A 21,469-nucleotide genomic window follows, 5' to 3' on the forward strand; every position below is an offset into this window, starting at 1 on the left:
TCCGAAAAATAGATTTTTGTTTTTTTTGACAAGGATGCACTATCTGATCATCGATATGCGCCTGACAAAATCATCAAAAATAATAATTTATGCGGGTTTTATTTTTAGCCACAATGACAGCGCTGCCATTTTCGTAAAAAACGCTGCCAATGATGATTAAGAGTAACGCGTCTGATTGCGTGCATGTGTTAGTTGGTCAGCAATACACAGTGTAAATAAAAAGTTTCTACCGTAATGGAGAGCAATATAATGATCACTACAAGAAAACGCCGCGGACCTGCGGTTTTACTTGGCTTGGCAATTGCCGCGGCGTCTCATGGCGCAGCTGCCCAAAATGCCAGCTGCAGTTATACAGTCAGCAACGACTGGGGGACTGGCTTTACCGGCACCATTGATATTACCAATAATGGCAGTACCCCCATTGATGGCTGGAACGTCAACTGGCAATACACCAACAATGTTTTAACCAATAGTTGGAATGCCAACATGAACGGAAGCAACCCTTATTCCGCTTCCAACTTAAGCTGGAACAGCACGATTTCGCCGGGCCAAACGGTTAGCTTTGGATTTCAAGGCAACACTAATGGCAGCTCAGCTGAAACACCAATAGTCACCGGCGATGTATGCGGCGACTCCAGCTCATCCAGCTCCAGCAGTTCATCGAGTAGCTCTATAAGCAGCTCCTCCAGCAGCTCTTCGTCTACATCCTCTAGCTCTAGCTCTTCGTCTAGCACTCCATCAGGTGATGGCAATTTCCGAGTGGACGAAACTGGTAATATCACCAAAAATGGCGATCTTTTTCCAGTTAAATGTTCGTCTTGGTTTGGCTTAGAGGGCCAACACGAACCGCCTTCAGCTGCAGACAACCCCGATGGCGCGCCCATGGAGTTGTATGTGGGTAACATGTGGTGGGTAGACTCCGGCCGCGATATTCAACAAACCATGGATGAGATTACCGCCCAAGGCATTAATACCATACGCTTGCCCATTGCGCCGCAAACACTCGATCCAACGGACCCACAAGGTATTGGAGATATTCGCGAAGGGGGTGTACTGAAAAATGCCGCATCAATTCAGCAAGATAACGCGCGTCAGGCACTGGAAGACTTTATCGTTCAAGCCGATCAAAATAATATTGAGGTTATTGTCGATATTCACTCCTGCTCAAACTATGTGGGCTGGCGTGCGGGTCGATTAGATGCCACCCCGCCTTACGTCGATCGCGACCGTGAACACTACGACTATACTCGCGAAGGTTATTCGTGCGGCCAGGTTGATGACGATGGCGTGATCGTACATGAGTATAACGAGCAAATGTGGTTAGACGACTTACGTGAAATTGCTGGTTTATCTGCACAGCTTGGTGTGGATAATATTATGGCTATTGATATTTTCAACGAACCATGGGATTACACCTGGGACGAATGGAGCACTCTAGCTGAGAACGCCTACGCCGCCATTAGTGAAGTCAATGATGATGTTTTGATCATGGTAGAAGGCATCTCTAACCAAACGAGTGATGGAACGGAAGTGCCTCACGGCGCGGAAGAAACCAACCCTAACTGGGGTGAAAACCTATACCCCTTCCAGGATGATCCACTCAATATCCCCAAAGAGCGTTTGATTTTATCACCGCATACTTACGGTCCATCTGTGTTTGTACAGAACCATTTCTTAGATCAAGCACAGCCTGAATGTGCGGACCTGGACGGCGATGCGGCAGGCGATGCTGAGTGTAATATTGTGATTGACTCAACACGTCTTGAGCCGGGTTGGCAAGAACACTTTGGCTATCTGCGCGATCAGGGTTACGCCATGATTGTGGGTGAATTTGGTGGCTATCTGGATTGGCCAATGGGTGCACCGCTGCGCGATCAAGAGCGCTGGGATCACATTGAGCCTGGTGTCGATGCGCAGTGGCAGGGCGCCCTCGTTGACTACATGGCAGAAAAGAATATCCATGGCTGCTACTGGTCGACCAACCCCGAATCGGGCGACACCGGTGGTTTATACGAACACGCCTATGACCCCGTATCTAACCCAGCAGGCTGGGGCACATGGGACGGTTTCGAGCAACGCAAATGGAACCTTCTGTTTGAGTTGTGGGGCGAAAATTAACCTCTCCCCATCGCAGCTATAACCGGGCCCAGTGCCCGGTTTTTTTCAAGCTAAAATCCTACACACTTCAAGACTCATCACACCAGATTTTGCGAGAATAGCAACAGGCTGTTCAGGAGAGCGATCAATATAAAATTAAAAGCTCGCCTTTTATTCCGCAAATTGCAACTAACCCTTTATTACCTAACGAGCTCTTTGTGTAGAGTACAAATAAGTTAAGCCAGATATCAAAAAAAGCGCGCTTAATAATAAATAAGTTAATCCGCTTCCGGCCGGAAGTGAGTGTGTTGATCCCAGTGATAATGGATATACTTCACGGCTCACTGTATTTGAGGCTGCATCATTTACATTACCTACCGTATCACTAAAGGTACCGGCTCCAACTAAAAGTGTAACGGTACCGTTGGCTAAAGGTGTTAACACAGCGGTGTAGCTGGCACCCGCCCCGGTTAAATTAACTGCTGCATTGGTAACCGTCAGGTCACTTACCTCAAAATCTGTACTTAACTCGGACAGAGTAATAACCGCAGTTTGATCACCGTTAATGGGACCGGTAAAAGCCCCAATGCTTATGCTGGGCGGCGTACCATCATAAGTCATCGATACTTGATTGGAGGTAGTGTTGTCATTACCTGCTGCATCGTTAAATGTATTAGCCGCGACCGATAGGGTAACTAACCCATCGCTTAAAGGAGTAAGCACAGCGGTGTAACTCGAGCCCGAACCTGACAGGGTCGCGGTGGCGTTGGTTAGGCTTAAGTCGGCGAGCGTAAAATCGGTACTGTTTTCCGATAGGGTAATCAGCGCGGTTTGGTTGCCGTTAGCAGGCCCGGTAAAAGCCCCAATGCTTATGCTGGGCGGCGTACCATCATAAGTCATCGATACTTGATTGGAGGCAGTGTTGTCGTTACCTGCCGCATCGTTAAATGTATTAGCCGCGACCGATAGGGTAACTAACCCATCGCTTAAAGGAGTAAGCACAGCGGTGTAACTGGCGTCCGAGCCGGTCAAGGTGGCGCTGGCGTTGGTTAGGCTTAAGTCGGCGAGCGTAAAATCGGTACTGTTTTCCGATAGGGTAATCAGCGCGGTTTGGTTGCCGTTTGCAGGCCCGGTAAAAGGCGCTATGGCTATGGTCGGGGACAAAGTGTCCACGGCAATACTCACCGTATTGTTAGCGTCGGCCGCATCCTGGTTTGTTTGCCCTGGGCTCACTTCAAAGGCGCCGTTGCCAACGGATATTTGGGCCGTTGCATTAGAGTTGTTCGTAGGGGTAAAAGTCGCACTGTAGCTTGTGCCTGAACCCGTCACGCTGCTTAACGTTCCCCCGCTAACGCTGATAGCTGCGGCATTTGCCAGTGTGACCGGTTGATCAATAGTAAAGGTGATTGTCGCAGTGTCACCTGCAGCCACCGCCGCCGAGCTGGATGTGACCCCCACCGTTGGACGCGTGCCCATCAGCGTTCTCGTATTCAGAGCACTTGTGGTTACAGCGCCCGTAATAGCAAATTCATACTGATAAACGTCAGCACCACCCAACTCACTAGCGCGCCAAATAATGCCAATATAATCATCCGCGGCATAAGTGGCGCCCGTTGGGCCGACTTGGCTAATAATAACCGGAGCTGTATAGCCACAGCTTTCAATCGAAGCTACTGTCACCGTGGACCCTGGCATAATGGTATCTGTATTTGCTAACCAAAACTCACCTGCGACTAATTGGCTATTGTTTGCCTGATGCTGGATACGGGTGTTACCCGAGGCACCCCAGCGGGCCTCAAAACAAACATTAGCTGACGGACCAAGCTGTTCTGCGCTTCCGATGTTGCTTTGAAAAGCCTGAGCCGGGTTGAACAGACAAAACACTAAGGCGCATATTAATGTAAGGGCAATCGATGTAGATTTCATGTAAGAGCATTTTCCTTGTTTGCATCAAAACAACTCAGTGAGCCTAGTTATTCGGAGCCTAAAATAGACAAACCATTGGTGCTGGTCTTACAATTCACTTGCAAGTACAGTGTCCAAAAGGTTCCGAGTCAAAAATTCCGAGAGTGCTTTGACGATACGATAGAAGAGGGTTAACGTTACCTTGTGCACGCTCTTATTATCTTACGCCCTAACTGGCACATTAGAGGCGACAAGATTTTGGCAGATTTAAAGATTAGCCACAATCCTTAGACTTTACTTTTTGTTCTTTAACTACCTGCCTACACCGCCGGATTAGACCACTTACGATTGACTGTTGTGTTCTACTTACTTTGTTTTGCGTTAATTACAAAATCCTAGTTTAAAACTTCGATTATTCCCCGCCCTTCTATCTGAAAAAACTTCTGTATCGCCCTCTTACTGGGCCTTGGTAGGTTACGGCTAGCCTTTACAACACTGGCACCGACGTTGCTTTATTGACATTGTCTGTGTGCATTTTCTATGTACATATTATTTTCAGTCAAAAGGAGACCACTATGTTGCCCTTAAAGACATTGTTAACCGCCGCGTGTTGCTCGGCAATCGTCAGCCAAGCCGCGACCGAGACTGCATCGATCACCATGTATAGCCTTGACGCCGAAGGAACCTCACAAGCTTTGGGTGAAATGTACATCCAGCACAATCAGTACGGTATTGTGTTTAAGCCCGAATTATCGGGGCTGGCACCGGGCGTTCACGGCTTTCATTTGCACAGCAACGGCAGTTGTGAGCCCAGTGAAGATGGCACACCCGGCGGTGCAGCGGGCGGCCATTACGACCCCATTAATATCGATAAGCACGGCGCCCCTTGGGGTGAAGGCCATTTAGGTGACTTGCCCGCCTTGTATGTATCCCAAAGCGGCGAAGCCACAAGCGCAGTTCTGGCACCACGACTGCAGCTGAGCGATTTAGATGAAAAAGCGTTGATTATTCACCGCGGTGGCGATAATTACTCTGATACGCCCCAAAAATTAGGGGGCGGCGGTAAACGTGTCGCCTGTGGCGTTATCGATTAACTGTAACAAGCGCAAACAGGCACCGGCAAAGCTGGTGCCTTCCCGAGACGGCTAGATTAATTATGTATATTGCATACTATAATGTACAGACTAAAACGCTCCGGCTTAAAACTTTCCAAAAGACTTAACGAGCCTAGCGAGCTTCACTCGGCTCCGCGTCTTTTACCTCACTCCACCGGCAAGGCCATCGAACCCAACGCCCCTCATACAAGCCGTGGCTCTGCCCGCAGTGTACATCTAAGGTTTACTGTTAAAGCACCGACTGTAACTTGTGCACTTGCTCGGTGATTTCACTACCCAAAGGCGTGAGAAAACCATCCTCGGGCTGGGTTACAAACCCCCGTGTATAGAGTCGTTCGGCTACGGTGGCGGGATCGGCAGAAAGTTTATGCACTTTAATGCCTTCTTGCGAAGACGATGAGTGAAATAGTGCGAGTAGGTTAAGCTCGTTGAGCTGTTCTTAGGAAAATGGCATAAGGCATCTCTTATTGTTGTATGGGTAGTCGCCCCTCCGCCGGGAAGAGTCCTTCTTAGTAAGGCTAACATAAACCGACTCTACTTGGTTTTGCTAATAAATTGCAGCCTATATCGTCACTATTAATGACAAGCTCAGTATCAAGCCTGCCCATTACAAAAAGAGTTTTAAGCATAATCAATATTTTGAACTTACGGCCCTTCTCGGGGTGACTGCCATAGTGCCTTACCCCCCCCCCTAATTACTGCCAATACAGTATCAATCAGGCGAATAGTGAGATTGGTTATCCCGCCTAAGAATCAGTAGCGGCCCGGCAATATCAGCATAGATAATTTTAATAGCCTCTTAATTAACGCTAACAGATAGGTGAGTAATCTTTAAGCCATTTTTCTTGTGTATAATAGTTCACTATTCGTACTGACAGGGTCAGTAGCCACTCTAATCTTGCAGCCATTGAAACAAAAAGGATTATCAGGATGACTCAACTCAGCCACTCACCTTTATCTCGCTAGAGCGCTGGCACCGTTACGGCAATGGCACTTATGGCCAGCGGCTGCAATTTAACCGGCCTGTCCTGCCAACAAACAGAAAGTAAGCTTTTAGTAAACGCAACTCATAACTATTTGTTTATTGATGATACTAGAGATGGCCTCCCAGGCAGCGTTGAAGATGATATTTTAGGGGAGGGGGTTATCTTTGCTGTGAATGGCCAAAGCGGTTGGAGCCCCGCCTCGGGAAGCTATTCCGGAACAGTCAACGGAGTTAGTATTCCTACCGAGTCTGTTCCCCCTTCATAGGCTTGGCAAATATGGAGAGCGCGTTTGCCTCTTACGACTCTGCTAACAATAACTGCCCTTTCAGCGACCTGCTGTCTAACCCGGATCAGGAGTTCTACTATATTAGCCCGGCGAATTTGGGCTTGATTCCTTCGGATACCGGTGAAATAAGCTTTTCTATCGACGGTGTCACCGCTTCAACAGCCTATCTCACCTTAGTATTGGCCAGCTATACCATTTTGAAAGACGAGAGCTCTATCGTAGAAATCGGCTGTGCAGGAAGCGATGATGATGCCCCCTTGCCTGCAGAGTTTACCTTTGTGATGAGTGCCAGCTGTGGGTTTGTTTCCGCTCTGCCAATTTTCGGCCCGGTGGGTTTGGGTATTATGGCTGTACTGCTGTCTCTTATTGGTGTGGCATCTCAGCGCCGCAAAGTGCGCTCATAACTGAGACGAGTTAACTCATTAAACTAACAGTGCTTTATTTACCTACCGCCATAGGCTTGGGTCACTATGCACTTGGCTACTACTACTCTCGGCAGCGTATATCTAACCTGGCACGCCGCCCAGGGGCAGTTATGCTAGGTGTAACAACCTTGGGGCTGGGAGTACTATTATTCGAATCTGGCTTTTCGCTAATTATTCTATTTGGAATCCATCACGCACTTAATGAGGCTTACGGCAAACGTGTTGAAAGCCCAGCAGCAGCCAAAGCACTGGCGCCGGTACGAGCGCTTTTACACCTTCTCTGTTATTTAATAATTTTGCGCACCAGTCTATCGTTTCACACTTTGTCGATAGAAGTGCTGGGTACCGGTTTGGCACTGACCGTTATTTATTATGTGTATAGCCTAAACCGCCAACCCCGGACTGCTAGCCCCTGGAGCCAACACCAGGTGGAAGCCCTCTCTTTACTCGCGGTGGGTTTATCGATTTTTGTAAATATTAACTTTTTACAGGTGGTACTGTTTCATTTTATTTTGTGGGCGTTTATTCCCATGCCAAGCTTTGGGCCATCAGCAAAGCTGAACTAGGCCGCTATGTAGTATTTTCCACGTCCATTACCGGATTATTTTTGCTTATGTCGCCTATAGGCCTGGCAGGGCATTTCGGTTTTACCACACTCTATACCAGCCAGTTTTATTTTTGGTCTTATATTCATATTATTACCGCCTTTGTGCTCTCGAGCAGCCACCCCCGCTGGATCACCGAACCCCTTTGGGGCCCCGACTCTCGTTAACAATCGAGCAAGTCATTGACTGTAGATATTATCGGTGAGGTGCCAAGGCATTTCCCGGACGAGCTGAAGAGTTGCCCAATAACAGGCTTCTGAAATTCACAAAATCGGAGGTTTTATCTATGGATTCGTACGGTAGCAGCGAAACCCAACTAGGCTCATAAGCCCGGCGAGTAAAATATAAAATAACGGAGAACCAACTGGCAATGCGGTAGCGGTAGCCTGCACAATCAAATTCAGGGTTGATTCCTTTTGAATATTATAATCACCCAGTGTTCTGTCATCTTCCAGCTCAACCCCGGCGAAGATCAATTGCTGTTGCTCGGGCAAATGGCCTTCTCTTTCCTGAATTTTTGACTTCACATTCTCAATAGTATCGTTAGTTTCGACATCTAAAGTAAATGTTTTGCCGGACTCATCGCGCACAAAAATCTGCATTGCCATGACATTGACTGATAGGAATACACTAAATAATACACATACGACTTTGACGGAAACACAGCCCATCGACTTTGATAGCATCAAGCTAACACCTCAAGCGATTCGTTAAGAAATCGGGCTGGTGATCTACGAATACAAGTGTTGTATAAGCCACCCCTTATGTTGAAAATTGTGCCACGAGTAATTATAAATTACAATTGCCCTTTTTCGGCCTGTCGGGCCATGAGCAGCCCAATGCATCAATCGTGTCGCGTATGCGGCCATTAATACATAAAGCTGAAGCTAACTCTCATAAAAAAAGCGGCCCCAAAGGGCCGCTTATACGTCTGATGTAAACGCTTATATCTTAACGGGTCATGTTAGTTACCCAGGCCGGTATCGATGGCTTCGATTAGCTCACCGTCAGTGGTGTCACCTGACAGCTCCCAAAAGAAGGCGCCACCCAGACCTTGTTGGTCAGCGTAATTCATCTTATTAATGATGGTTGACGGGGTATCGTAGCTCCACCAGTTGTTACCACAATGTGCGTAGGCGGTGCCGGCAAAGGTACCCGTTGAAGCGCAGGTATTTTTCAGGACTTTATAGTCTTCAATACCGTCTTCGTAGGTGCCATTGGCAGGTCCTGTTGCTGTACCACCAGGTGCTGACTGAGTAACACCAGTCCAACCGCGACCATAAAAACCAATCCCAAGCAGGATTTTTTCTGATGGCACACCCAAACTCTTCAAGGTTTGTACACCGTTGTTGCTGGTGAAACCTTCCAGGGGAATACCATCGTAGGTGTAGAGTGCGGAGTGCGGTGCAGTAGGTCCTTCGGCAGTCCAGGCGCCAAAGAAGTCATAGGTCATCAGCATGTAGAAGTCTAGATACTGAGCTGCGCCACCGTAGTCTGCAGCGAGCAGCTTGGCCTCACCGGCGCCGATGGCAGAGGTGACCAATTTATCATCACCAAACTCAGCGCGCAGGGCCGCCAATAGCTCACGGTAGGCATCAAAGCCACTGGTGTCACATTCTAAACCGCAAGAGTTGGGATATTCCCAATCGATATCGATACCGTCAAAGACACCTTCCCAGCGTGGATCAAAGACTAGGTCGTAGCACGATTTTGCAAACTGCTCAGGGTTTTGCGACGCCTGACCAAACCCACTGGAGTAGGTCCAACCACCGAACGACCACACCACTTTTAGGTTAGGGTGCATTTGTTTTAAGCGTTTAATCTGACCAAAGTTACCGCGCACATCGTCGGAGTTCCAAGAGTCTGCAACACCATCTACACTGGTTTGTGCATCGTAGGCTTTATCGATAGCTGCGTAGGAGTCGTCCATTACACACTGACCGTTCTGCACATTACCAAACGCGTAAACCAGGTGGGTCAGTTTATCTGCGCTGCCACTGGTTTCAATATTTTTAATGTGATAATTACGACCGTAAATACCCCACTCGACAAAGTAACCAACGACCTTATCACCGCCAGTGCCGCCGCTGCTTTCGCCTACGTTAGCGCTGGTGACCGCGCTATCGGTGGCGCCTTCATCGTCAGTTACCGTAAGAGAAATGGTGTAGCTACCGTCGGCACTGTAGCTGTGGCTGGGGTTGGCTAGGGTGCTAGTGTTACCGTCACCAAAATCCCATGCGAAGCTAACGATGCTGCCATCGGCGTCATAAGAGCCGGTGCTGCTAAAGTCGATACTCACATTGGCGTCGACGTTGAACGGACCGTTTAACTGGGCCACCGGAGCCTGATTTTGATCCGCCGCAACCACTTCCACTTGTGTGCTGGCGGTAGCGGTTGCACCGTCATCATCGGTTACCGTTAAGCTAACCTGATAGGTACCGGCACTGGTGTAACTGTGCGCCGCGCTGGCACCGCTGGCTGTGGCACCATCGCCAAAGGTCCAACTGTAGCTGGCAATACTGCCGTCTGCGTCGGTACCCGTTCCAGCAAAGCTAATGGCCGTGTCTACGGTGCCAGAGTAGGGGCCACCGGCATCGGCACTGGGCGCTTGATTGGCCGGGGTGCCATCACCCGAACACTGACCCTCATCGCTCCAAGCTGACTGCCAGTAGCTTCCCACGCCAGGCTCATAGGCCCAAGCGCTGCTGGATGAACACCACCCGGCAACATCACAGGTGTAGGTGTGACCTGCATTAATCACTGCATCGCCCGCATTGTATGCGGTACCCGCCTGATAGGCCTGACCATTACAGTCGTCACCACCTCCGGTAGAGTCTTCAGTCACGGTAGCCACTGCGTTCGCACTGGCACTAACGCCATCATTGTCGGTAATGGTCAAGGAGACACTGTAGCTGCCTGCAGCTGCATAGTTGTGTGAGGGGCTAGCCTGAGTGCTGCTATTGCCATCGCCAAAGTCCCAACTGTAGGTGGCGATATAGCCATCACTATCGCTGGAGGCTGTGCTATCAAATGCTATCGCATTACCCAGCGCGGCACTGTAAGGGCCGCCCGCATCGGCGCTAGGTGCAAGGTTGCTATCGTCACCACCGCCTGTGTCGCCGCCATCATCACAGGCCCCCACTAGGCTCCAGGTTTGGTATTGGCCGGAATTCTGCGCCGGGTCATCACCCTGACTCCACCAGTTGGCCTGGTAGGCGCTGCCGCTGTATTGGACTTGATTGCCACCGGTATAGGCGACACTGCTATCCCACGTACTCAGGCTTGAGCAGTCTGCCGCCTGTGAAGCCTGCACCGCAAAAACGGAGGCTGCACCTAGGCAAATCACGCTAATTGTTCGCATGCTAGTTTCCTCGATATTGTTATTAATTCATTATGACGGGCCGAGCCAGGCTGCCGGAGAGCTTGCCAGACACGACCACACAACCAAAAGCTCACGGGGTATCCGGTGTGCGCCTTTGGTTTGTTTATTCGCTGCCGCCCTACCCACTGAAATGAGCCGTGTCCGTTCTGACAACGTTGTCCCATTATGAGATCAATTTGAACTAATTGGTCAAGGTTTATCCGGTAAAAATGCGCAGGAAACGCACAAAAAGATCATAAAAACGCGACACACGTCACATTATATCCGTCACATTTGTCATTAAAACGCAAAAAATATCAGCTTAAAATGAAAATTTATCTGCCATCTATAAAATTTTATCGAGCTTAAAAGACGCCCCTTACGACTCAATTTTCAATTTTTAGTCAGATTAAATGACGGCTTTGTGCGCTTAGAATGACCGATAATTTCGACCTTTTCGAGGCAATTAAAAAAATTAATACGCGACCCTCAAAGACCGAGGGCAGCTGGCAGGCTGTTTCGAAAAACACATGACCACACTGACGATAGTATTAACTTTTTACAAAAAAATGTGGTTCATACTTTAATAGTTATTTGTCGACAGCCCCACAAAAACACTTACCTTTTGCAGTACTCGCCTCGACATTAGAGAATGAAGCATTCTTTAATACTTTAAAATCCTAAGCCATAAGCGACGATTGTGCTTGGGCAATTCGTATTCTTCGGGTAAGCGGCGACGCTCGATAGCTAACGCTGCTAGAGGCACTAGAAGACACATCGATTGTGAAGAAGGTCAAAGGTTATGCTGAATCTTACGATGCAGAGCTTGAGGTTATAGTTGACGAGCAGTCGTCCAAGAGTATCTAACCGAGCTTTTATAACTTATTTTTCCGACCCAGCGAAAACGCTCGCGCACATTGCCACGAGCGTTTTCTACCACACATAGCATATTCACCCTAAGGAGAAAGCCTCTCGATTAGTGGCTTTGGGGTTCACGTGCCTTATCTGTCAGCAACTGCATAAATGTCACTTGCGTGTAATCGCCCATGGATTTATCAGTCTGCCAATCACCGCTGCCTGGGCAGGCGGGGTAACGAAAGCTTAGGGCATCTTTGGTGCTACATTGATTATAGGCACCCGCCTTAAAGTGGAAAGCCTCTCCGGTATAGCCGGCGGGGTGGTCATAAATATCAATTTCTCCTAGTGCATCCACGTTATTGGCCAAATCAATTTGGTAATTAATAGAGCCAAGACGATCAGAAGTAAATGTTAGATACATGATATTTTCGTGTATATTCACCTTATAACTAAAGGGCTCATTCAGTGCAATGCCATCTTTACCCGGCTCTTGCTTACTCAACCATGGTTCACCCCACACTGAATAGCTTATGTCTATTCGATTAGAATCGTTTTTAACTAAATTACGTTCATAGTTCCAAAAAACCGAACCGTATTCGTGCTCAGGGTGTTTTTTGTAATAGATTTTTAAAGGCTCATTACCCCAGCCATAGCCTTGCCCCTTTTTTTGCATCGTCTCGTCCTGCACGGCATGGACCTGGCCTATAACCACAGAGTAGGCCGTGGGTTTCTCAGTATATTTGGCGCGTCTGGGTACATGGTCAACTTTTAAAGTCGCCTCCATATAACCTCCGACCTGAGGGTACTTTTCGGATTCTGGATTAGCGGCTATCGAGAAGTTATCTGTGTAAAAGCTCCCCGCCTCAACACCAGAGAGTCTTTGGTGCAGCTCGCTGCGAGTATTAGTCGAATTTACCGATGTTACCGCTTTATTAGGGGCAGCAAAGACCATATTTTGGTCTTCATCCAAGTAGAAAAATTTCTCATGATGATATTCTTGTAACGCTTTCACACTGACATCATCGACAATACCGTCACCATCCACATCGGTGGGGGGGTTAAGGCTCCACTGCTGCAAATCAAATTCTTGCGCAGGATATTTCAACTCTGATTTCTCACTGTTATTAGTAGTCGATAAAACATAAGCAGATGACAGTAAAAGGCTTGCGGTTATTGTTAGCTTTACGGCCATAAATTGTTTTACACGCATTTTAATATCCTCAATTAAACGATGTTTTAATTTGGTATTGGCTTTTCGCACATAAAAATCGTAACGTCGCCAGTTTAGGTATAAGTTTCGATAATCGTGTCTACAATTTGATTGGGTGACCGTCTTATATCCAGCACCAAACCATATTGTGGTAGCTCAAAATCTCGTAGCTGTGAACGTAGAAGGTCCGAGGTAAAATAATGATCTTCACGCGAATCGATTCTCAGCGAGATCGTTTCAGCATCACCATGCAGTACAGCCCAGGCTACCGGCTTTTGACAACGACGTGACAAAGTTTCACGGTATCTCTCTTTTAACGCAGAACAGGCTAATACAGCACTCCCTTCTTGCTCCTGGCGCTGCAGTAGTATTGACAACTCTTCTAGCCAGGGCTCACGATCCGCATCGGTTAAAGGTGTGCCACTTTTCATTTTATTAACGTTGGAGATGGGATGGAAATCATCCGCATCGAAAAACGGAATTTCTTTTTCCTTCGCCAATAAACGGCCGATCGTAGACTTACCGGTACCCGACACACCGCATATAATGTAAATCACAATACTTAGCCCCTACAAATCAATTAACGCAAGAACGCCGTTATAAGAAATAATAATGGAGAATAAAAAGGCTAAGCCAAGAATAATATTCAATAGTACACCGGCAGACTTATCATCCATCAGATTTTTCTTATTACTCATAAGAATGATGCCGAGAATAACCAGCGGTAAGACAAACACATTAAAGACCTGTGTTAACAGCTGGCCTTTTATTGGATTAAAACCCAGAACCGGAATGGTTAGTGCTATAACAGCAGCAATACCCGTAATAACGCGGAACTGCGTCGACTGGGTATCCAACTTACCGGATCGATAATCCTCGATTAGCAGTGGGGCAATCAACATACAAGGAAACACCGATGATAAGCCAGCGGCGAGGGTGCCAAAGATAAAGACCGTTAAGGCGCCCTTACCGGCGATAGGTTCCAGAGCGGTTACCATATCAAGCACATTGTTAACATCTTGGCCGCCACCGTGTAATGCCCCAGAGGCAACGGCCATTACCGAACCACTGATAAAAAACACCAGAAATGCGGCAACAATAGAATCTTTCTTTTGCTGAGCCGAGTCTGCAATAGTCCAACCCTTACCTTGAATAAATAACGGTCGCGATAAAAACGTTGCAGCAGCCATCGTGGTTCCCACAAATGCAGCAGCCATCATTTTTCCACCTTCGACATCGGGAATTACTGGGATCAAACCTCGAGCCACTTCGGACGGCAATGGATGCACCACAAAAAGTGAAAGAATGAAGGAGATACCCATACACGAGACGAATATGACAAGGATTTTTTCAAAAATTGAATAACGACCAATCAGTAGCATAGCGTACATAAAACCAATCACGGCAACAGCTATGGCCATAACCACCTCATATTTATGAGGCACCACAGAGGGGAAGTACATGGCAATCATTTCAAATATAATATTGGCCGATATACCTAAAATTCCGATTAGAGAATTCCATTGGCCAAATATCACTCCCACGATAATAAGAATTGCCATGGGCTTGCCAAACTTTAAATGTTTTTTAAAACTATAGAGAGCAGTCTCACCTGTTACCAGAGTAAAATTACCATAGGCATATATTAACGCCCCGGAAAACAAACAACTCAACATCAACACCCAAAGCAGCTGCATACCAAATGCACTGCCCGAAACAATCATGGATGTTACGCTGCCAGTACCAATGGTATAACCAATTGCTAAAAATGCAGGACCAAAGCTAAGGATCGCTTTTATTAATGCAGACATTATTATTCTCTCCAACTATTTATTATTTGACCCAACACCACCACTTTGCGTGAAATTATACAAGCAGTGGCTGCTGTTTCATTAGTTTGAATCTCGTGAAGCTCAAGATTCACCTAACCTTTTAATATATTCTTATCAAGAATTATTATTCATTTTCGATGATATCTAAGTAGAACAACATAACCGAGTTTTAAGCCGTGTAGACACCGCCATTTATATCGAGTGTTGCGCCTGTAATAAACCCATCGTATTCCGATGCCAAGTAAACCACTGCACGTGCGACATCTTCTGCGTTGCCTGCACGACCAATTGGTATGCCTAACGTTGTCTCACGGGCCGATTCTTCAGTAGTGTGGGTATTGTGAAAAGACGTACCCAAAATAAGGCCTGGCGCAACAGCATTGACACGAATGCCATCCGGGCCCAATTCGCTCGACAAGGAGCGGGTTAGGGTAAGAATAGCCCCCTTACTCGCAGCATAGGCGACCGACCCTGCATGGCCACCTTTACGCCCGGCCAACGAGCTCAAATTTACGATGCTGCTGGCCTTATGGCTTGCCAAATGCGGCGCTGCCGCTCGAGTGACAAGCATTGCCGAGGTTAGATTGACATCCATTACCTTCTTCCAAAACAGCTCCTCCATCTCAAGCAATGACTTACGACCGATCAGTGAACCGGCGTTATTAATTAGAACCTGCAGGCCACCAAGTGCATTAACCGCCGACTCAACCATCGCATCCGCTTCGGCCTCCTGAGTAAGATCCGCTTTAAGTGCTACTGCCTTTTGCCCTTTATTAACGGCGTATTGCACCAATTTATCGGCTGTCTCGCTGCTGGAAAAATAGTGAATGGCAACATTTGCACCACAATCAATAAACTCTTTAACTATAGCCTCGCCGATGCCCTGTGCGCCGGCTGTAACAAGAACGTTTTTATTGCTTAATTTTGTATTCATATCAAACCCATTTATCTAGGTGATCAGCCACCAAGCCATAAAGTCTTAATTAACGCCTAGCCGATCACATGTGCTTAAAAGCCTAAAAATCTATAAAAACCGATTAAGCTAACGCTCGTACTTCACATTGGTTGCTTTATAACTCGAATTATTGGCTTCAATCTCACCTGTATTTTTCATGATGACATTGTTAATAACCGTCTCTGGGTCGCCATTGGTTAAGTACAGCTTTAGTGGTGCACTGTCTACCCATTCGGTATTTTCTATTGTTAAATTCTGTACGCCATGAAAATACATCGAAGATCCTGAGCGGTGAGTAGAGCCTTTCCCTACGTTGTTTAGGTCATTATTTTCAACCTTCACCACAGGCCCAAAAGTGCTTTCATCGAATCCACCTCGGTAAACGACGGCAACCTCTGCTTTAATGTCAGTGAAGGTATTGTCCAAAATGCTAAGATTCTCCACACTATAAACGCCAAGATCATCCGTTTCTTTATTAAGAACTAAGATGCTCCCCGTAATATTGGACATTTGGCTATTAGTCAAAGAGATCTGTTCGGCAAAAGTACCTGGATTCGCTTTAAAGAAATCAAAATAACCATTAACGTTCAGATCCGTCACCTTGACCTTGTCGACCAAGAGTGAATAATTACGATTCATAGAGTTATCGCTGGTTCTGATAACACTATTGCCTTTATAGTCTGGTGATTCAGCCCCATCAAACCATAAATTACTCAACTTTAAAGATCCGCCGTTTTCAATCACAATAAAACTTGGCTTTTGCGATCGAATAACGGGCTTATTGCCATTTTCGGCAAGTATCGTGACGGGGTGATTTATTTTGACAAACTTAGTCAGCAGATAATCCTTGCCATTTTCTAGTACTAGGACATCTCCCGGCTCACTGTTATCAACGGCGTCGATTAAAGTATCTAGTCCTGCAGCAACCATAGTACGTTTGCCACTACCAAAACTGATATTAGACTCCTGCTTAGGATAAAACCCAGCTCCAACATCAGATTTATTGACCGGCAATTTAACATCGCCAAAATTAATTTTATTGAGCAAGTCTTTAGAGGGTGCTTTTAATCCATTTGCGGTAACAGCTAGCGCCGACTTCTCTTCTGTAAATCCCGTAGAGATCGTATTGGGTATCACTACCGAATCATTGACAATATTTTTATCGTAGGTGATACCAGACACATCATCATAAAGCGTAATAGTGGTGGAATTGTCTTCATTCATAATGAGGTTGTGGCGAAAGAATGAATCAATCGGTGTTGCCGTTCTTTCCTGATCACTGCCAGCACCAAAGTTAATGTTGTCACTATCCACAACCACATTGTTTTCCATAACAGCATTGATCGCCTGGTTATATCGATTAGGCGGGCTATTAGGAACACCATTCATAATAACCAATGCCGCACGGAATCTTTTCCCGGTCAAGCCCGACAAATAATTGTTATTAACAGTTTGATATTCATTAATAATTCGAATACCACCCGTATTGGGCTTGCGGTTACCAATAATATAGTTACCTGTCACCGTCGTGTGATGACCGTGACGCATGGTTAGAGTACCCTGACTTTCAAAAATCACGTTATTTTTGTAGACATTACCACTACTTTTACTGGATATAATTTCGTGCTCGCCATCCACGCGATCAAAGAAATTTTTCTGAACTAGAGTGTTCGAGTATTTTGTCGAAAAATGACTGGTTCCTACCCTAAGAGTTTCGCCACCATTTGCGCCTAAAATCTGTCGTGGCCCAAAGTAGTTGTACTCAATTATGTGGTGGTTATCTTCGCTTTTCTCAGTATTAAGTCTAACCGCCATTGTCACACCGCGATTTCTCTTATTTAACAACGAATTATGATCGAACCGATTGTGCTTGCCGTACATGGCAACCCACAAATCTGCCAGATTTCTATTAGGGTGACTAAAATCATCGATTACCGTATTAGTCACACGGGAGTAATTTGCCAACTCTGTATTGGAGGTACGAAAAGAGATAACCTCGCCCGTTGGAGTAAAACCATCTTTAAAGACTAAGCCCGAAACCACGAGATACTCGCCCGAAAGACTTAAGTTAGACTGACCACTAATAATTACCTTACCCGGCGTTTGCGCTTTCAAAGTAATTAATTTTTTCGGCAGACCTTTCGCCTTGAACACTAATTCAACATTTTCCCAAACGCCGTCAGCCATTACCAATTCATCACCAGGCTTTAACGAGGAAATTGCATTGTTAAACTGCTCTATATTCTCAACAATTTTTGCCGTGCTAATATTCGAGAAGAATGTTAGCGCAATCATCGCGAGAAGAGAGAAGAGTTTGTTATATGTTCTTATCGGCATTACATTTACCTCGATTTTATCTGGCTAACTTTAACGATCTTATTAAATGAATTTTTATGTTACTGATACCATCTACTATGCCTAGGGCATAGATACACTCACCATCGCCATTAACGTTTATATCAGCTGTCATCCTAAAGCTAACTGACTATGCCTTTTTATTAAAAGAAAAATATCGCCACCCAACATAAGCGGGCGGCGATTTATTGCAATAAACCAATCAAGCTAAGGTGGAGAGAAAAGCACCCATTTTTTCTTTAGAAATTTGCTCTAACGCCAAGCGTAATACGGCGATCAGAATCGCTGTATAACCAAGGGCTACCAATTTCAGTCAGCTGTAAGATTGGCTCATTAGTTAAATTTACTACGTTGGCCACAACAGTAACATTGTCATTGATATCATAGCTTGCTGACCAATCGAGCTGGCCGCGGGCATCGCGATAATTATTACCCAACGTAGGATCGAAATAGTCATCATCTGGATTCGTGCGATTGTAGATACCCGTTACAAGCTCGCCGACAGGGCGTACACGTTTCTCATCCTGACTGTAGAGATACTCATCGCGCCAGTTATATGCCAATCGCGTTTGGAAACCTTCGTATTCCCAATATACCTGTGCATTAAAGGTATTATTAGAGATATTTAACAGAGGGTTACCATTCGGCTGCTCGCTGTCAGCGTATGTATAGTTGACGCCGGCCCCCAAACCAGACCAAGGCCCTGGCAGGAAGTCAAACTGTTGCTGATACGCTAGCTCTAAGCCGACAACTTCACCACTGCCGCCATTGACATCGGTATTGATAACAATACCGGTTAGACCTGCGTCTCGCTGAGCTTCAACGTAGGCTAAGTCTTGACTGCCGGTGACATAATTAACATCACTCTGACTTACACCAGCACTATCAAGCAAACAAACATTGACATATTCGGTAACATTTTGACCTTCCACTGTTTCAGGATCTGCCACGCAAGAGCTATCGGAAACAGTAAATGAATTTACATCTTTATAGAAAATCGCCGCTGAGACTAAACCACCATCTGAGAAATAATGTTCGGCTGAGAGATCAAACTGTGTAACCCGATATGGATTCAACTGATAAGAACCCTGCGTACCTGAAACTAATGAGTTATCGACACTAACCGCGGGGCTAAGTTCTCCAAAGTCTGGACGACGCATTACCTTTGCAGCTGCAAAACGCAACACTGTGTCATCAGTAACATTGTAAGATACGTTCAAACTTGGCAAAAAGTCGGAGTAGTTATTTTCACCACTTTGATCATAAGTATTGGACTCAAGGTCGGTCGTCACATAGCGTGCACCGACTACCGCTGATACCTTGTCAAAGTCAAGGTGGAACTGTGCATATATGGCTTGAGTCTCTTCACTGATTTGGGCGTAAGATCCCGTATTACGTACCATGTTATCTTCAATACTACCGGTTAGCTCGTGACTGCTACCCGCTAACATTTGCTTCACTCGATCATAGGTTCCTTCAATATCATAGGCCAGTAAAGAACCGTCATACACCCAGTAATGAGTAAGCGCATTAGAACCAGAGATTCCGCTTTGTGCAAACGAGTTATCGTGATTGATCTCTTTAAATCCACCATATAGATCATTGAAATCGCCGGCCCAAGTAGGTGTTACGACACCATCGTAGGATACGCTAGTTTGCAGATTTTTAAGCTCATCGCCATTATTGCGCAAATCGTGCCGATCAAGTTCATAATCGCGATCGGTCGCCCGAACACCAACTTTAATGGATGATAAGAAATCTAACCCAGAGAATGGATTTTCGTATTCCGCGTCAAAACGGATTGCAGTTTCTTCATTCTCGGTGGCGAATCGCTGATGAGTGAACTGACGAATCGCCAGATTATCCGGATCCAATAAAGCGTCAGGATCTGAAAATTCAAGACCAGGCACGCTCAAACCATCTTGAGTCATCGTAATTGTGAACAAGTGTTCTGTAATGGTGCCATCCGCTTCATACATCTCGCGTGAGATTGGACGCAAATTAAATTCTGAATTACGTCTTTCGGCCTCTGATTTTGATTGCGAGATTTCACCGGAAATTCTCAGCTTATCGGTTAATTGAAATTCACCACCCAAGGCATTAGAGGTCGATTCGTTAGTTTCAAAATCCGACCAGGTTTTAGGCTGAACAAACACACTGCCAGAACCAAAGTTTTGCAATTGGCCATACTGATCACTATAAGCGTTGGTTAGATCTAGATCGCTGTAGTCCTTACTGTCATTGAGTACTGAATAAGCCTCTTGCCCACCATCCAATTCAGTTGAGCTAAGATCCAGATAGACAAAGCCATCAACTCCTTTCGGTTCCCACTGCAAAGAGACACCAAGAGCGGTACGCTCACGCTCCTCGGTTTTTTGCTCGACCGTATTTTGGCTTCGTACCAGATACTTACCACTGGCAGTATTTGCCTGATCGCTAATGCCATCGCCATCCAAATCTAGCTCGGTCGGGGTTACTAGGTTAATAAACTCATCGCGGCGTAATTCACGATCTTGATACGCTAAACGTACGGATGCTCCAACAACACCGGCATCACCTAGGTCCCAATTGTTGCCTACCGACAGATTAAACATTGGCGCCCAATTCTCTGTGTTGTCGGCGTATTCACCGTCGAGCGAAAAGGCAACTAAAGGCTCTGATAGATCCAGGGGGCGCACGGTTTCCATGCTGATGGTGCCGCCGAGCGCGCCTTCAATCATTTCTGGCGTGGGCGATTTTACAACTTCAACGGTTTTTAAGAAGCTCGACGGGAAATCGTCTAAGCTGATACCACCACGTCCGCTGCCCGATATGGAGCGTCCGTTTAATTCAATACGGTTTTGCGAGATGCCGCGAATCGTCACAGATTCACCCACACCAAAGTCAGTACTAATCGACACACCGGTGATGCGCTGCAGCGCCTCTGCAATATTGTTGTCTGGCAGCTTGCCGATATCCTCAGCAACAATCGCATCTACAATTCGTGAATCGGCCTGCTTAATACGCGCCGATTCCGCCAAACTGCCAGCTATACCAGTTACCACAACCTGCTCTAGCAGTTCATATTCCGATGGCCCTTCTTGAGCAAGCGCGGGTAAGTGCAATGAAATGGTTAAAGCAGCGCCGACCATCATCACATTCTTACGACCGCTTTTAGACTTCAGCAGCCCTGAATAGATTTTGTTCAATTTCATTATTTTATACCCCTTATATATTTATTGGGTGTTAATACAATCTAACTATCAAGCTCGTCCGATACATCTCATTGCTAGCCTGAACTTATGATATATTAATATGCAATGTGATATATTAGAAATAACTTATATCTGATTATATTTATTAGTGCAATAGTTTTCTTAGTATTTTTTGGATGAAATTTGATCTGGTATACATCTTTTTGGACTAACTCGGCTGTTTTAAGTGGGATAAAAGCAACCCAGCCAATTTTGGCCGGGAAAGTTATAGGAATTGATACCGGC

At 46.2% G+C, this 21,469-nt stretch carries 13 protein-coding genes and 1 pseudogene; 4 read left to right on the plus strand and 10 right to left on the minus strand.

Features of this window, described 5'->3' with window-relative positions; all coding sequences use genetic code 11:
- The first annotated feature begins 249 nt into the window (after positions 1-249).
- Complete coding sequence (locus Q4526_RS08120; protein ID WP_215976553.1) at positions 250-2,118, plus strand: cellulase family glycosylhydrolase; 1,869 nt, start codon at positions 250-252, stop codon at positions 2,116-2,118.
- Positions 2,119-2,301: 183 nt separating this feature from the next.
- Here the strand turns inward: Q4526_RS08120 and Q4526_RS08125 are convergent, their stop codons facing one another.
- Complete coding sequence (locus Q4526_RS08125) at positions 2,302-4,023, minus strand: Ig-like domain-containing protein (protein ID WP_215976554.1); 1,722 nt, start codon at positions 4,021-4,023, stop codon at positions 2,302-2,304.
- A gap of 554 nt (positions 4,024-4,577) precedes the next feature.
- On the opposite strand from Q4526_RS08125, the gene sodC reads away from it, so the two are divergent.
- Positions 4,578-5,096: a superoxide dismutase family protein gene (gene sodC / locus Q4526_RS08130; protein ID WP_215976555.1), complete on the plus strand. Its 519-nt coding sequence runs from the start codon at positions 4,578-4,580 to the stop codon at positions 5,094-5,096.
- A 250-nt stretch (positions 5,097-5,346) separates the two neighbouring features.
- On the opposite strand, the pseudogene Q4526_RS08135 reads toward sodC, so the two are convergent.
- Positions 5,347-5,544, minus strand: a pseudogene (locus Q4526_RS08135) (TIGR02647 family protein); the annotation flags it as partial.
- Positions 5,545-6,379: 835 nt separating this feature from the next.
- On the opposite strand from Q4526_RS08135, the gene Q4526_RS08140 reads away from it, so the two are divergent.
- Complete coding sequence (locus Q4526_RS08140) at positions 6,380-6,793, plus strand: hypothetical protein (RefSeq protein ID WP_215976556.1); 414 nt, start codon at positions 6,380-6,382, stop codon at positions 6,791-6,793.
- Positions 6,794-6,924: 131 nt separating this feature from the next.
- On the plus strand, positions 6,925-7,380 hold the full coding sequence (locus tag Q4526_RS08145) for a hypothetical protein (protein ID WP_215976557.1): 456 nt from the start codon (positions 6,925-6,927) through the stop codon (positions 7,378-7,380).
- 323 nt (positions 7,381-7,703) lie between these two features.
- Here Q4526_RS08145 and Q4526_RS08150 read toward each other — a convergent pair whose 3' ends face one another.
- From Q4526_RS08150 to Q4526_RS08185, 8 genes are all read right to left on the minus strand, one after another.
- Positions 7,704-8,105 carry a ubiquitin-like protein gene (locus Q4526_RS08150; RefSeq protein ID WP_215976558.1) on the minus strand — a complete coding sequence of 134 codons (402 nt, stop codon included), beginning with the start codon at positions 8,103-8,105 and terminating at the stop codon, positions 7,704-7,706.
- Between the two features lie 278 nt (positions 8,106-8,383).
- Complete coding sequence (locus tag Q4526_RS08155; protein WP_215976559.1) at positions 8,384-10,780, minus strand: glycosyl hydrolase family 18 protein; 2,397 nt, start codon at positions 10,778-10,780, stop codon at positions 8,384-8,386.
- A 976-nt stretch (positions 10,781-11,756) separates the two neighbouring features.
- Positions 11,757-12,848, minus strand: a complete 1,092-nt coding sequence (locus tag Q4526_RS08160; RefSeq protein WP_215976560.1) for a polysaccharide lyase family 7 protein — start codon at positions 12,846-12,848, stop codon at positions 11,757-11,759.
- A 74-nt stretch (positions 12,849-12,922) separates the two neighbouring features.
- A complete protein-coding gene (locus Q4526_RS08165) occupies positions 12,923-13,405 on the minus strand; it encodes a gluconokinase (protein ID WP_215976561.1) in 483 nt (160 codons plus the stop codon).
- Between the two features lie 12 nt (positions 13,406-13,417).
- Positions 13,418-14,659 carry an NRAMP family divalent metal transporter gene (locus tag Q4526_RS08170; RefSeq protein ID WP_215976562.1) on the minus strand — a complete coding sequence of 414 codons (1,242 nt, stop codon included), beginning with the start codon at positions 14,657-14,659 and terminating at the stop codon, positions 13,418-13,420.
- A 190-nt stretch (positions 14,660-14,849) separates the two neighbouring features.
- Entirely contained in the window at positions 14,850-15,614 is a 765-nt protein-coding gene (locus Q4526_RS08175; RefSeq protein ID WP_215976563.1) for an SDR family NAD(P)-dependent oxidoreductase, read from the minus strand.
- 108 nt (positions 15,615-15,722) lie between these two features.
- Positions 15,723-17,972 (minus strand): polysaccharide lyase 6 family protein, encoded by a 2,250-nt coding sequence (locus Q4526_RS08180; RefSeq protein ID WP_215976564.1) that lies wholly within the window; start codon positions 17,970-17,972, stop codon positions 15,723-15,725.
- Between the two features lie 257 nt (positions 17,973-18,229).
- Positions 18,230-21,184, minus strand: coding sequence for a TonB-dependent receptor (locus tag Q4526_RS08185; RefSeq protein WP_215976565.1), 2,955 nt, complete (start codon positions 21,182-21,184; stop codon positions 18,230-18,232).
- Positions 21,185-21,469: the final 285 nt, after the last annotated feature.

The organism is Gilvimarinus sp. 2_MG-2023 (assembly GCF_030547685.1).
GTDB lineage: Bacteria > Pseudomonadota > Gammaproteobacteria > Pseudomonadales > Cellvibrionaceae > Gilvimarinus.

Excerpts from the sequence above, each read along its gene's own strand:
- Q4526_RS08120 (WP_215976553.1), top strand. The coding sequence starts at position 250 with ATGATCACTACAAGAAAACGCCGCGGACCTGCGGTTTTACTTGGCTTG.
- Q4526_RS08125 (WP_215976554.1), bottom strand. The coding sequence starts at position 4,023 with ATGAAATCTACATCGATTGCCCTTACATTAATATGCGCCTTAGTGTTT.
- sodC (WP_215976555.1), top strand. The coding sequence starts at position 4,578 with ATGTTGCCCTTAAAGACATTGTTAACCGCCGCGTGTTGCTCGGCAATC.
- Q4526_RS08140 (WP_215976556.1), top strand. The coding sequence starts at position 6,380 with ATGGAGAGCGCGTTTGCCTCTTACGACTCTGCTAACAATAACTGCCCT.
- Q4526_RS08145 (WP_215976557.1), top strand. The coding sequence starts at position 6,925 with ATGCTAGGTGTAACAACCTTGGGGCTGGGAGTACTATTATTCGAATCT.
- Q4526_RS08150 (WP_215976558.1), bottom strand. The coding sequence starts at position 8,105 with ATGCTATCAAAGTCGATGGGCTGTGTTTCCGTCAAAGTCGTATGTGTA.
- Q4526_RS08155 (WP_215976559.1), bottom strand. The coding sequence starts at position 10,780 with ATGCGAACAATTAGCGTGATTTGCCTAGGTGCAGCCTCCGTTTTTGCG.
- Q4526_RS08160 (WP_215976560.1), bottom strand. The coding sequence starts at position 12,848 with ATGCGTGTAAAACAATTTATGGCCGTAAAGCTAACAATAACCGCAAGC.
- Q4526_RS08170 (WP_215976562.1), bottom strand. The coding sequence starts at position 14,659 with ATGTCTGCATTAATAAAAGCGATCCTTAGCTTTGGTCCTGCATTTTTA.
- Q4526_RS08175 (WP_215976563.1), bottom strand. The coding sequence starts at position 15,614 with ATGAATACAAAATTAAGCAATAAAAACGTTCTTGTTACAGCCGGCGCA.
- Q4526_RS08180 (WP_215976564.1), bottom strand. The coding sequence starts at position 17,972 with ATGCCGATAAGAACATATAACAAACTCTTCTCTCTTCTCGCGATGATT.
- Q4526_RS08185 (WP_215976565.1), bottom strand. The coding sequence starts at position 21,184 with ATGAAATTGAACAAAATCTATTCAGGGCTGCTGAAGTCTAAAAGCGGT.